The 13680-nt window shown below is 37.7% G+C and carries 12 protein-coding genes; 6 read left to right on the top strand and 6 right to left on the bottom strand.

The genetic code is table 11. The features are described 5' to 3' along the window. Positions 1 to 285: 285 nt before the first annotated feature. From L3V46_RS18095 to L3V46_RS18080, 4 genes are all read left to right on the top strand, one after another. The gene (locus L3V46_RS18095) at positions 286 to 1584 is read left to right on the top strand and encodes a carbohydrate porin (RefSeq protein WP_034610001.1); all 1299 of its coding nucleotides are present in this window, start codon (positions 286 to 288) and stop codon (positions 1582 to 1584) included. Positions 1585 to 1604: 20 nt separating this feature from the next. Beyond that, entirely contained in the window at positions 1605 to 3743 is a 2139-nt protein-coding gene (locus L3V46_RS18090; RefSeq protein WP_239046421.1) for a TonB-dependent receptor, read from the top strand. Between the two features lie 19 nt (positions 3744 to 3762). Next, a complete protein-coding gene (locus tag L3V46_RS18085) occupies positions 3763 to 4890 on the top strand; it encodes an NADH:flavin oxidoreductase/NADH oxidase (protein ID WP_239046420.1) in 1128 nt (375 codons plus the stop codon). Positions 4891 to 5000: 110 nt separating this feature from the next. Further along, the gene (locus L3V46_RS18080) at positions 5001 to 5924 is read left to right on the top strand and encodes an AEC family transporter (protein WP_239046419.1); all 924 of its coding nucleotides are present in this window, start codon (positions 5001 to 5003) and stop codon (positions 5922 to 5924) included. Between the two features lie 40 nt (positions 5925 to 5964). Here L3V46_RS18080 and L3V46_RS18075 read toward each other — a convergent pair whose 3' ends face one another. The 5 genes from L3V46_RS18075 to L3V46_RS18055 all read right to left on the bottom strand — a co-directional run bounded on the left by L3V46_RS18075 (position 5965) and on the right by L3V46_RS18055 (position 10233). Further along, the gene (locus L3V46_RS18075; protein WP_004722989.1) at positions 5965 to 6777 is read right to left on the bottom strand and encodes a tetratricopeptide repeat protein; all 813 of its coding nucleotides are present in this window, start codon (positions 6775 to 6777) and stop codon (positions 5965 to 5967) included. Positions 6778 to 6999: 222 nt separating this feature from the next. After that, a complete protein-coding gene (locus tag L3V46_RS18070) occupies positions 7000 to 7707 on the bottom strand; it encodes a DsbC family protein (protein WP_239046418.1) in 708 nt (235 codons plus the stop codon). Between the two features lie 101 nt (positions 7708 to 7808). Continuing rightward, on the bottom strand, positions 7809 to 9548 hold the full coding sequence (locus L3V46_RS18065; RefSeq protein WP_239046417.1) for a DKNYY domain-containing protein: 1740 nt from the start codon (positions 9546 to 9548) through the stop codon (positions 7809 to 7811). Between the two features lie 110 nt (positions 9549 to 9658). After that, the gene (locus L3V46_RS18060) at positions 9659 to 9979 is read right to left on the bottom strand and encodes a protein tyrosine phosphatase (RefSeq protein WP_239046416.1); all 321 of its coding nucleotides are present in this window, start codon (positions 9977 to 9979) and stop codon (positions 9659 to 9661) included. After that, entirely contained in the window at positions 9976 to 10233 is a 258-nt protein-coding gene (locus L3V46_RS18055; RefSeq protein ID WP_239046415.1) for a hypothetical protein, read from the bottom strand. Before L3V46_RS18055 ends, L3V46_RS18060 begins: the two co-directional genes overlap by 4 nt. Before the next feature lie 175 nt (positions 10234 to 10408). Between L3V46_RS18055 and L3V46_RS18050 the strand changes: the two genes are divergently transcribed. Both L3V46_RS18050 and L3V46_RS18045 read left to right on the top strand, forming a co-directional pair. Further along, positions 10409 to 10654, top strand: a complete 246-nt coding sequence (locus L3V46_RS18050; RefSeq protein ID WP_004722984.1) for a hypothetical protein — start codon at positions 10409 to 10411, stop codon at positions 10652 to 10654. A 632-nt stretch (positions 10655 to 11286) separates the two neighbouring features. Further along, on the top strand, positions 11287 to 12471 hold the full coding sequence (locus L3V46_RS18045) for a hypothetical protein (protein WP_004819183.1): 1185 nt from the start codon (positions 11287 to 11289) through the stop codon (positions 12469 to 12471). Between the two features lie 249 nt (positions 12472 to 12720). On the opposite strand, the gene L3V46_RS18040 is transcribed toward L3V46_RS18045, so the two are convergent. Continuing rightward, positions 12721 to 13443: a folate-binding Fe/S cluster repair protein gene (locus L3V46_RS18040; RefSeq protein WP_096733238.1), complete on the bottom strand. Its 723-nt coding sequence runs from the start codon at positions 13441 to 13443 to the stop codon at positions 12721 to 12723. Between the last annotated feature and the right edge of the window lie 237 nt (positions 13444 to 13680).

The raw sequence follows: 13680 nt of genomic DNA, 5'->3' as shown, positions 1-13680 counted from the left end.
TGATCGATAAATAAGATTGAACTATTATTTCTAAGTGATTGTTATCTAAAATAAAGTTTATTAATAAAATAAAGTTTTCCAATTGATAAAAAATATCTGATAGTTATATGTAAAAAAATGTGTAAATTTCTAGTGAATTGTTTACTGAAATAATTCTTTTTATCTCGATATTTCAGGAAAAATAGTCATTTTAAAGCTGGAACTTTCTATTAAATTTAGACGGTTAAAGTGATTGAGAGTTGACTGGTTTATCTTTATTCGTTTTGTTCCTGATTAGGCTTTCCCATGAAAAAAATTGCTTATCCTTTATTGGCAATCTCTGCATGTAGCATGATGTCTTTTGCATCAGCTGAAGATGCGTTTAATTTACACGGCTCAACCATGACGGGTGATTGGAATGGGAGTCGGACTGAACTTGCAGAAAAGGGAATCAAATTTGATGGCACCATTGCCATGGACAGTTCATATCTCGCTGATGGTGGTTATGATGCACATCAAGCGCCAACATTTGCGACACAATTCGGACTGGGTACAACCTTAGATATGGGGAAACTGGCGGGTTGGAATGATGTGACTATTCGTGCTTTAGTTACAGCACGTCAAGGTGAAAGTACTTCACTCAGAGGTATTCAAGCACCAGATGCACCACAATGGGCAAACTCGCAAGCCAATTGGGGACGTGGTAATTCGGGGAGCCGTCTCAGCGAATTATATATAGAAAAGAATTTTAAGGATCAAGGACTAAGTCTGCGTTTAGGTCGTATGGGTTTAGGTACTGAATTCAATACCATGGCTTGTGATTTCCAAGGCAATGCCTTTTGTGCAGCACAGATGGGGAAATGGCAAGGTAAGCTTTGGTATAACACACCCGTCTCACAATGGGGCGCACGCTTAAAATATCACATCAATCCTGAACTATTTGCACAAGTGGGGGTGTTTGAATACAACCCTGATAATGCTTTAGAGCGACAAGGCTGGAATTTGGATACAAAGCATGCCGATGGTGTCAATATTCTTTCTGAAGTAGTGTGGTCACCTAAGCAGGGTGTGAATAATTTACCAGGCAGTTATCGTATTGGTACGCTTTACAATACTGCTGATGAGGCTAAAAATCAGTACGATGTGGGCTATAAAGCAGGAACTAAGGCTGAAGATCGTACATATGGCGGTTGGATTGCGTTTGAGCAGCAATTGACTTCAACTGGAGAGGGGAAACGTGGTTTACACAGTTTTGGTAACTTCACCATTCATGATCGTACGACGACAGCCGTAAATGATTCACAGCAACTTGGTCTAAAATACTATGGTCTGTTTGATGGTCAGCCAAACGATATTCTTGGTTTAGCGGTAAATCGGGTACATTTGAACGATCGGTATACTAATTATGTGAATGGTGCTCGTTTAGGAACAAATTTAAGACAGTTGAATGAAGATGCAGAGTATAATGTTGAGTTGAATTACTCATATTACCCTGCCAAATGGTTCATGCTTCGTCCTTTAGTGCAGTATGTGGTACATCCTGGTGCAACCAATCAGGTGGACAATGCGTTTGTCGTTGGCTTGGGGTCTAAAATTATTTTTTAATACCACCCGAGGACACCTTTATGCAAAGAGTGAAACATCTAAAAATTAATACAACACTACTTTGCTTAACGGTATGTATCACACAGAGCTTATATGCTGAAGTGGAATCTCAAGATTCCATTCAGCAAAATTCTACCCAGCAACTTCCAACCATTAAAATTGAAGCAACACGCTCTGATACCAGCATATTAAACACCCCAGCATCGGTATATAGAATCGATCAACAACAGAATCAAAATAATATTGGGGTAAACCTCACTGAAACACTCAAAGGAATTCCGGGTTTACAGCTCAATAATCGTGAGAATTATGCCCAAGACTTACAACTGTCTATGCGCGGATTTGGCGCACGTTCAACTTTTGGGGTCCGTGGGATTCGTCTTTATGTCGATGGGATTCCTGCGACGATGCCAGACGGACAAGGCCAAACTTCAAATATTGATTTAACGAGCTTAGATCATATTGAAGTGCTTGGTGGGCCCTTTTCATCACTGTATGGAAACTCCTCTGGGGGGACTATTCTCACCACAACCAAAGAAGGAACAGGGCGTGATTCGGTCGAGTTAGGATATTCAGGTGGCAGTAATAATAAAGGCCGCGCTGACATTACCTTACAAGGTGGTGCAGATAAAACCAATGAACCGAGCTATGTGATCAGTTCTTCTTATTTTGATACCGATGGTTATCGGGATCATAGTGCCGCAAGAAAAGTGTTGAGCAATGCCAAACTCACGTGGGACTTAGATGATGGTTCTAAGATCAATTGGCTGATCAATCATGTAGATATTTCCGCTGATGATCCACAAGGTTTGACTCGTGAGCAATGGAAGCAAAATCCTAAACAGGTCAATGACAGTAAAAACATCTATGACGTTCGTAAAGATATTAACCAAACACAGACAGGTATCAATTGGACTAAGCCCCTGAATGATCAACAAGAGCTTTATAGTATGGCTTATATTGGTCATCGTGAAGTGACTCAATACCAGTCTATTCCAAGTTCTGCTCAAAAGAATCCACGTCATGCAGGTGGAGTGATTGATTTCGAACGAGATTTTTATGGTGCTGATTTACGTTGGACTGGCAAAGACTTGTTACCGAATACACGGATCAGTGCAGGCTTGGCTTATGATGCGATGAATGAAGATCGTCAAGGGTATGAGAATTTTAATGCCAAGGGCGAATATGGGGTAAAAGGCAACTTACGCCGTGATGAACGAAATACTTTATGGAATTTAGATCCATATTTACAGGCAGCTTGGCAATTTTTGCCGACTGTACGTCTAGATACAGGATTACGCTATAGCAATGTCCATTATGAGTCGAAAGATCACTACATCATTGGTTTGAATGGCGATGACAGCGGTCAAACCGATTATCAAAAACTGCTCCCATCAGCTGCCTTTACTTGGGAAGTTACTCCAGACCTTAGTACTTATATCAGTTATGCCAAAGGCTTTGAAACACCAACCTTTACCGAAATGGCCTATCCAACAGAAGGAACGGCAGGGATTAACTTTGCGCTTAAACCTTCAACCAGTGATAATTATGAACTTGGTTTAAAAGCACAAAATCGTCTAGGTAATTTTACCGCCGCAGTTTTCCAAAGTAATACTCAAGATGACATCGTTTCTGCGGGAACACTCAATGGACGTGCAACCTATCAAAATGCAGATAAAACACTACGCCAAGGGGTAGAGCTGTCTTGGAATAAAAAGTTGTGGAAAAATTTAACGGCTCAAGCCAGTTATAGTTTCCTTGATGCAACATTTGATGCAGACATTCCCAACACAGATCCTAAAAAAGTTATCCAAAGTGGCAATTACATTCCCGGAATTGCAAAAAACCAAGCCTTTGTATCTTTCGGCTGGTTGCCTGAGCAGGGCTTTAATGCAGGTGTCGATGTTCGATATATGGATAAAATCTATGTAGACGATCTCAATACAGATACTGCACCAAGTTATACAGTAACCAGTATGAATGTCGGTTATATCTGGAAAAACAACGATTGGAAAGTACGTAGTTTTGCTCGAGTCGATAATTTATTCGATAAAAATTATGTCGGTTCAGTCATTGTGAATGATGGTAATAGTCGATTCTTTGAACCTGCTGATGGTATTAACTGGAGTGCAGGACTCAGTGTCACCAAACAGTTCTAATTCATTGGGAAAATAATTTATGTCTGCTCAACCAAAGTTATTTGAATCTATTCAATTTGGTTCACTCTCCCTCAGCAATAAAATTATTATTGCGCCAATGTGTCAATATTCGGCAACAGATCAGGGTGAAGTGACCTATTGGCATGAACAGCAATGGGCAAGTTACGCTTTGTCAGGCGCGAGCTTATGTATTATTGAAGCAACAGCGGTTCAAGCCGAAGGGCGGATCAGTTATGCCGATGTGGGACTTTGGAATGATACACAACGAGATCAAATCAAAGCTTTACTCAATAAGGTAAAAAGCATTGCTCCAACACCTTTTGCTATTCAGCTTGCGCATGCAGGTCGTAAAGCTTCGACTGAAAAGCCTTGGTTGGTCAAGCAGGGGAAAGGTCAGATTGCGCCCGATCATGAACATGGATGGCAAACTGTATCAGCCAGTGATATTGCTTTTAGCCCGAATGATATTGCCCCGCATGAATTAACCATTGATGAAATTAAAATAATTATTCAAGACTTTGCGCAAGCGGCGATTCGTGGAGTAGATGCTGGTTTTTCACTGATTGAAATTCATGCAGCGCATGGGTATTTACTGCATCAATTTATGTCGCCATTGTCTAACCACCGAACTGATGAATATGGTGGAAGTTTTGAAAATCGTATTCGTTTTACATTAGAAGTTTTTCAAGCCATTCGAGCAGTTGTACCAACTGACTACCCAGTAGGTGTACGTATTTCTGCAACCGACTGGATGGATGCAGAAAATAGCTGGAATGTTGAATCAAGCATTGGCTTATCAAAAGCTTTAGCGCAACTTGGTGCTGCTTATATCCATGTATCCTCTGCGGGATTACATATTCAACAAGATATTAAAGTGGGTGCAAATTACCAAGTGCCTTTTGCAAATGCGATTAAAAAACAGGTGAATATTCCTGTCATTGCGGTGGGCTTAATTACCGAAGCTGAACAAGCTGAACAGATCCTTCAACAAGGCGAAGCAGATGCAATTGCATTGGCAAGAGCGATTTTATATGACCCACGCTGGCCTTGGCATGCCGCAGCAAAATTGGGTGCGAAAATCTCGATTGCACCACAATATTTACGTTGTCAGCCGCACGGAATCAAAGATTTGTTCTCAGCATATTGATGGCATAACAGTTTTGATTCACTCATTATTCTTTAAACGTATTTAAACTGAATAAAGATATATTCTAGGATATATCTTTATTTGTATGATCTGGAAAAGGAACGGCTTGAATGATTTTTTCAGTAATTTTTCCAGTATTTTTCCTGTTATTTTTGGGTTTTATATCTGTCAAAATCCAATTGATCTCTAAAGAGCAAATTACTGCAATTGGTGCTTTTGTAATCAAAATTGCATTACCTGCTTTATTACTTCATGCACTGGCTGCAAAAGATTTACATGAGATTTGGTATCCTGCTTATTTCTTTGTTTATGCAGGGGTTACTTTTACTCTATTTATGTTGGCCTTTATTTTAGGGCAAAAGCTTTTTAACAATCATTTTACCCATGCTTCTGTGTTTTCACTTGGCGCATCAATGTCCAATACCGGGTTACTGGGCGCAGCAATTTTGACTTTGCTGATGGGTAGTGAAGCCATGATTTATATTTCACTGATTGTGATCATTGAAAGCGTATTTCTTGTACCGCTGATGTTAACCTTGGCAGAAATAGGGCGACAAAGACAAGCCAATTTAGCCGCCATTTTAAAAACAACATTTCTGACTTTATTTAAAAATCCATTGTTCTTGTCAGTGATGATTGGCATGAGCTGTGCGATCTTCGAAATTCAAATTCCACATGTATTAGACCAAGTATTTGCCTTGTTAGGTCAGACTGCCTCACCTTTAGCGTTATTTATTATTGGTGGTGGGATGGTTGGGATTACGATTCAATCACTTAATCTACAAACTATTTATTTGGTGGTTTCTAAAAATATCTGTATGCCGATATTGGTTTATTTAGGCTTGACTCATTTAACCGATTTGGATCAAAAGATGATTTATGCAGGTACCTTGATTGCCGCTTTGCCTATGCCTTCTATATTTGGAATTTTTGGGCAAGTCTATGGTTTAAATGAAAAAGCACTGACACCTTTGATGATAAGTACTTTACTGAGTTTTATTGTAGTGAGTGTTTTGATTGGTATTTGGTGGTAAAAAAATACTCTCTTGCGAGAGTATTTTTTTTAAGAGCTGCTTATTTTTTTGCTGGTGCTTTGGGAGCAGGTGTTTTGCCTTTTTCAGCAATCAGTTTGTTTACAACATCCAAAGATTCTTTTGCCTTAGGTACATTATTTTTAGCAAGTTCTGAGAAAATCTTTTGTGCTTCTGGCAGATTTTGATCAATGATATTGCCATTGGTCAGCATATTTCCGACAGCCATTAATGCTGGGATATATCCTTTTTTAGCTAAATCTTGGATTGATTTTAAACCTTGATTGACTGCGGCTGCATTCTTCTTCTTTAAACCATCGGTGATGTCATACAACGCTTTCGCATGAATTGCAGGTGCAAAATCTTTTTTCACTAAAGGATCAAGTTTTTGTAAGCCAAGTTTGTCAGATGCGGGTGTGCCTTCAGCAAATAATAAAACCGCAAGTTCCACTGTAGCATCATCAAATCCTTGAGCAGAGGACTTTTCTAAGTATTCACGAACTTTCTTTTCATCTTTGGCTAAGCCCAATTGACCTACCGCATAGCTTTGCGCCAAGACATAACTTGCAACTGGATAGCCTTTTGCTGAAGCATCTTGATAATATTTCAAAGCTTTCTTATCGTCTTTGGTTGTGCCTTGTCCTGTTTGGGTTAAATAGCCTAAGTTATATAAGGCTTGTGCATTGCCAGCTTTTGCAAGACGTTCAAGTTCTTGATAGGCCGCAGGATAGTTTTTTGCTTGAATCAGCTCTTGTGCTTTGACAAATGCAGGGTCAACGTTACTTTTAGCTGTATCTGCTGCAAATGCAGAAATACATGAAAAGCTGAGTAGTGTAGCGAATAGAATTTTTTTCATTTTGACGATATACCTTGTTTTAATTTCAACATAATTCCATTTATGGTGTGAGAACATTGTTGAGGACGTTTTTATCATAATTTGAAAATTATAAATGTAAACATGCCTATTGTATAAGTTAGTGTATTTAAATTTTAATTTATTTATAAATAAGAAAGAATTAAGGATATTTTAACAACATTAAAGCCTAGAGAAATTTTTTATTCTCTAGGCTGTGGGCTGTTATTTTACTGCTTTGAGGAGTAATTCAATTTCGCCTGCCTCACGTGCGCCTGAAATACGGGTGCCATCTTGTAAGAAGAATGTCGGTGTACCATCGACTTCGAGTGATTTTGCTAAAGCAATGTTTTTCTCAATTGGGGTCGTACATGACTTGTTTGAAGTCGGTTGTTTCTTGTCAATTAAATAGTCTTCCCACGCTTGGTACTGGTTTTTAGAGCACCAGATTTGCTGTGAAATACTTTCAGCATTTAGATGTAAACGGGTAATTGGGTATAAAAATAAGTAAACGGTTAAGTTGTCGATATTTTTTAATTCTTTTTCAAGATGTTGGCAATATGGACAGTCAGGATCACTAAATACGTAGATTACACGTTCACCTTTACCTTTGACATGCTTAATGGCTTGTTTCAACGGTAATGATTTTACATCAATACTTTTTAGGGCTTGCATACGTTCTTCGGTCAGGTTTTTTTGTTCTTTAAGATCAATTAAATTGCCGACAAAGAAATATTTTGCTTCTTCATTGGTATAAACAATACGTCCACCCATATAGACTTCATAAACATCTTTAATTGGTGAGTTTTGTACCGATTTCACCTGAATCTCAGGATATTTGGTTTTTAAGTTTTGCTGCAAAGTTTGAATATCTGCATGTGCAGAAGAAAAGGTAAAAAGACCCAAAGTTAGAAGAGATAACCAGATTTTCATGTTAAAGCTCAAAATAATAATGTGGATATTGTGCACTCAATACTGATCAAAAATATATTGAGATCATGTAATTGCCAATGCGATATTTAGTTGGTACCACGCTAACTTCGTATTGTATTCTGGATACCATGGCGTGTTAACTCATTTCTGAGTTGTTGGATATATTGATTTAATTCTACTTGTGAGTCACTCCGTAAACGTAATTGCGTACTAAAATTAAAGATTCTGCTACGTTTCCCATTGCGTTGTAAAATTTGAAAGTGCCCAAGATAACCTCCATTAGCCGTAGTCATACGGGTACTAAATTCAACACATGTGATCTGATCTAAAGGATAAGAGGTCATCATCAAATTACTGACGATCAGTTTATGATTGCGTATATAAAATGGGGCAAAATTTAAATTAAACCGTTTAAATATCCACATCAGCATACTAAAAATTGCTACGAAAATGATCGGAACAAATAAGCCCCAATATTTGTCTGAGCGGTTAGTTGTCTCTACTTCGAGCAATTCTGTGTGTTTGGCTTCAACCATCTTTTGCTCATCAATCCATTGTCGAATATCGTCAGTGCGTGGTTGAGTTCTCAGTAAATTTTGAATCGTTTGTGGGTCACGAATACGATAAATCGTGGCCTTGACCAGTTGGCTATTTCCCAACTGATCAAAATAGTAAAATGCATTGCCATTTTTCCATACAGTGCCATAGTTGTAATTTACATCTCCAAGTTTTTGCCATGTGGAATGAAGTGGTTCAGCTAATTTTAGAATATGGGTAGATTTGGAAGAGGCTGATCCTTTATTGCTGCGATATTCACTGGCTTGCAGATAGAGTAGTTGTGTGCCATCAGAAAAAATCAGCGGTGCGATTTCTTTAAATGCTTTGCCTAAAAATGGACTATCACCTGCGCGACGCATTTTTTTCTTATTCAGATCAAAATAATAAATCCCCGTGTCGTTATAAAACAAAGCATGGTTAATATGATCGCCATGTTCGCTTAATAGATGATAAGGCGCGTATTGGGGATCAAAGGCAAATTCGTTGACATAGACCATACCATCGACAGGATTGAGTAAATAATATTGGTTATTTAAACCGTCTATTTCAATACTATAAAGTTTTCCATTGTCTTTTAAATCGAGCAAAGTGTTGTTGTAGTAGACGTTTTTTCCATCCGCTCGATAGGCATAGTTACGTTCACCTAATACAAGTTTGAGTTGTTCTGGATTGGCTTCAGAAAGCAATTTCCCTTGAAAATAGGTGAATGTCCCATTACTTGCCGTATCATTTTCGGAATTAACACGATAAGGCCAGTTACCTCGTTCAAGTTTAAAATAGGGGTAGAGATAGCTTTGTGGTTTTGAGCCTAGAGCAAAATTTTGTTGCATGATTTGCCACACTTCTCGAAGCGCAGCTAAATCCTTATTTCGTTCGGTGGAGGGGGAGCAATACCAAGTGTCTTTTCCAGCAGTAAAATAACCATCGCCAATGGTCTTCACCTGTTGAGGTTGCACACCTTTTAGGATGATATTGCCACAATAGACATGTAGTTTATCTGCACCTAGTTGTCGGTATTGGTAATTATCATTGGGTAAATAAAAACTTTGAACATCTGCTTCTGGGATCAAATAATCACCATTGCTGGGTACAGCGGCATAGATTTTGTTGTTATATTTTTGAAATATCCCAAGTTTTTCTGTAGTCGCAGTAAAAGGAATCTCATCTGAATTTGAGTCAGAAAATCTAAATATAAAACTAAAGCTGAACAGAAGCGCGCATATCACCAAGATAAGCGTGAAGGTTTTAAGGATAGAAAATACTTTTAGTGGATTCTGCATCATTTATTTTATTGTTAAATATTGATCGGGTTGAGTTATGGCAATTTAAGGTTGTTTTGTCATCATTTTGATTATGAATTGGTCATACTGATTGATGGCAAGGTCTTTAGCATTTAAGGCAAATAGGGTTGCATAGCCTCTGTTAAAATTTCAATTAACTCTTCATCCAGATAGTGATAATCGTCTGGAATATCCAACACCATGACTTTTTTATGTTGTAACTGGTTGGGGAATTTCTCTTTGATATTTTGTTTATGTTTTTGCTCCATGACAAAAATCATATCTGCCCAGGCAATATCTTTGGCAGAAATACGATGTTTGGCGTGTTTACTTGTTCCAGCGGAACGTGTGGAAATGCCATAGCCCACTGCAAAGACACGCTCGGCAGTGGGGCTACGCCATTGGTTACGACTACAAATAAAAAGGGTATTCAATCAGCAGTCTTCCAAAAATCATATTGTGCTTGTTTTCGTCTTTTGGCAGAAGAAATACGTGGATATTCAATTCTTAATTGTTTCGAGCGAGATCTTTTTAACGATCTGTTCCAAAGTAATTTCCAGTCTTTTTCTGGTTTCCAAAGGGTTGAAGTATGTCTGCAATCTCGACCACGGTGTAAATAATTTACCTTACGTCTCCAAGCGCGATTGCGGTTTAATTCATTTTCAAAATATTGTTGTGTAATGTCCATAGATAAAACTCATGAGTTGATCGGGTTCAGCAGCCGCGATAACACATGATTGGGCTATTTTATAAGTATTTATCTGTGTAAACAAGCCGAATGATTTTGATAATGTTTATTTAGGGCCATTTTAAATGCAATGAAAAGGGTATAATTCTGGCTAAATAGAACGTGTGAGTAGACAATGTTTATTAAAGGCATTAGACGTAATTATGACAAAGTCAGCCAAGATGACAGTATTGCCGATGAAGATAAGATAGACGCCTTACTGATCAAACTGGGTGGTGAGTTTCTTGTCAGTAAGGATGACCGTGTTTATATTTTTGAAAAAGATGGTCAAACGGCCAAGTTTGATGCAAAACATGCACGGGCATTTCACTTTAAAGATTATTTGTGTAAAGACATGAATAAATTATTCCATGGGTTTTAGGGGGCTGTTGATATTTCATAAATGGCTTGCGTTGTAGGTTAAAATTGAGCAGGCAAGGCATGAAACGAAGAGAATAGCGAGACTATTTTCGAGTTTCATAACGAAGGCTGAGATAATTTTAGCCACAACCCTTCGGGACTAGCGTGTTTTTTGCCGCTACGTCGTTACGAACTACTCATTTAGAATGACTAAATTTTGTATTTCGTGCCTAGTATCGCCTAAAAAACACACGTAGTCGCAAACATAGACGAATTGTCAACAGACCCTAATACTCCTTGAAAATTAGTGAACTGTTCAATTGGGCTATAAAAATACTTTAAGCATTTGGATGGGCCCTCTACCGATGTATTGATGGTGGTTAGGGCTTTCTAAAGTAATAATTTTTGATGTTGTCATTGTTTATTTTCTTAGTTCTGTTTTTTGATGCGCTGTGTGCCATAAAACGAGAGTGAATGCATTAATCCACTACAACAATACTTTCGGCGTTTGGCTAAAAACAATATAAGATAATGGCTTGTATCTGGATGGTCTTTGTATTTTTCTAGCAAAATTATTTGACTATATACTCGTGCTTCAAGTTATATAATATAAAAAAGAAGGCTGTTTTTGCTAAGATTAATCGAGACGTATCTATGATGAAAGTACTGTCAATCTTATTCATAAGTTTAGTTTGTTCAATGGGGATTTTAGCCCAACAGCCAAATCTTGTGCCTCATCAGGTAAACTTAAAAAATGGGAAGCGCTTTTCTTTAAATCTTCCAGCAAATTACGAAATTATTCCAGCGGCTGAGGGCTTAAAGCGAGTTCGTTTTTTTAGTAAAGCTCCCGATGGCAGAATGTTTGTAACAGATATGCACGATTTGACTGATAATAAAAAAGGCATCGTTTATATTTTGGATGAATGGAACCCTGAAACGGGAAAATTCGGCAAAATTATTCCTTATATGACGGGGTTGAAGAATCCTAATTCAGTTCAATTTTATACAGACTCTTCAGGACAAGATTGGTTGTATTTAGCGGAAACTAATCAACTGACCCGACGAAAATTTACCAAAGGTGAAATTAAACCAACCGATAAAGCCGAAGTTTTAGTGACTTTTCCTGACTACGGTTTAAGTTATAAATATGGTGGTTGGCATCTAACGCGAACAATTGCTGTGGGTGGGAATGGGAAAATTTACGTTTCTGTCGGCTCAAGTTGCAATGCTTGTACCGAGAAAGAAAAAGTTCGGGCAACAGTATTAGAAATGAATCCCGATGGTTCGCAACAAAAGATTTTTGCTACAGGTTTACGCAACGCAGTCGGTTTGAAATGGGTTGGTAATTTTTTATTTGCCACCAATCAAGGTGTGGATCATTTGGGTAAAAATAAGCCTGATGAAACTTTTTATGCACTCAAACGTGATGCAGATTATGGCTGGGCTTCATGTTATTCGTCGAATGGTAAAATTTTGGCAGATCCAAAATTTAAACGTCCGTCAGGTTGCAAAAATGTATTGCCTCCTTATGCCTATTTCCCTGCGCATTCATCTGCACTTGGTTTTGACTATTTTGATCATCCCAATACAGATGACACCATCAAAAATTCTTTTTTAGTTGCTTTACATGGTTCTACCGATGCCACAATTGGTCATGGTTATAAAATTGTGATTATGCGTAAAGGGCAAAAACTACAGACGTTTATGGATGGTTTTTTAGTGGGCAAAAATGTCTATGGTCGCCCTTGTGATATTTATCGAGTAGATGAAAATTCATTTTATTTTTCTGATGATAAGAGTGGTGTGATTTATTATGTTCGGCAAAAAGCATCTTCCTAAATTTTCAACTTTTCTAAAAATTTAGGAGTTAGTAAAAAGAGCATGGCTGGGATACAAAATTCAGGTGAAAGTAAAAATATAAATTGTCGATAAATCTTTGGAAGCCGTACTAGATTAGCAAAGTATTCATCTATGAAAATGAAGCTAACCTATTACTATTGTTAAAGTTGTTGTAATTGACTTAATCATTTAATTCTCTTAATAAACCTACAAGGTTGTAGGTTTATTATTGTAATCAACTTTGAGAAATTACTGCGGTCTCGCCACATCACCACTTAAGCTTTCAGGTAATGCTAAAACAGTCACATCTAACTCTTCTAAAGCATCAGGACGGGCAACTACAAGCGCAATATAACCATTTTCAAATGCTGCACTGTTTACTACTTGAACACCTTTATTCAATTGTTCAGCTTGAGCAGGGGCAGGACCTGTACCTTGAATGACATGTAACCATGCTTTTGGTTTTGCCTTAAACCAGAGGCGTGCAATCACTTCCTGACCAAGATAACAGCCTTTGTCATAATTGATTCCTTCACGTTGGTGTAAGCGTAATTCTTGTGGTTGAAATACATGTTCAATTGCTTGATTTATATAAGCTTGACCAGTTTGAATTGCAGCAATTTCCCATACTGAAATATCGGTTTCTGTAGCAGAAAAATCTGTCGTTGAGCCGTTCAATGTTGGAAAAACTCGTCCAGTTTCTTCAAGCTTCATTTTAGAAAAAGCGCCGTATTTTTTAATATGTTTGGCAAATTCTTCAGCTTGATCTTGAGTCGTAACAATTTCTAAATGTTCAGGATTAATTTTTTTAAGCCATAAGCCAAAATGGATACGACCTTTAAGATCACAAATCGCAGTGTATTGGGTGATATTTTCCGCCAAAGCTTCAACGTTTACAGTCACTTGACCTTGTAGAAATTTGATTGCATCAACACCAATCAAGGTAAATGAGGAGAAAGCTAGATCGCTCATGAATTGCTCGCTTATCTTAAATCTAATACTAAAGAATTAATCTTATTTTCCGCTATTTTTCAAAAAAAAGCAGTTTTAGTGCAAATATTTTAATGAAGTTGTTACTAAATATTTCTAAAACCCCTGTTTTTATATCTAAGTTTATGAAATATAAACGATTTGGGAAATGGGTTTTCGACAGTGTACTATGCCAATCATTAGACACGCAGTACAAAATGATGCAAGAGGCACAAAACT

The organism is Acinetobacter sp. AG3, assembly GCF_022343575.1.
Taxonomy (GTDB): domain Bacteria; phylum Pseudomonadota; class Gammaproteobacteria; order Pseudomonadales; family Moraxellaceae; genus Acinetobacter; species Acinetobacter guillouiae.
The sequence above is the reverse complement of the archived record's forward strand: the minus strand, read 5'-3'. Positions and strand labels throughout refer to the sequence as shown.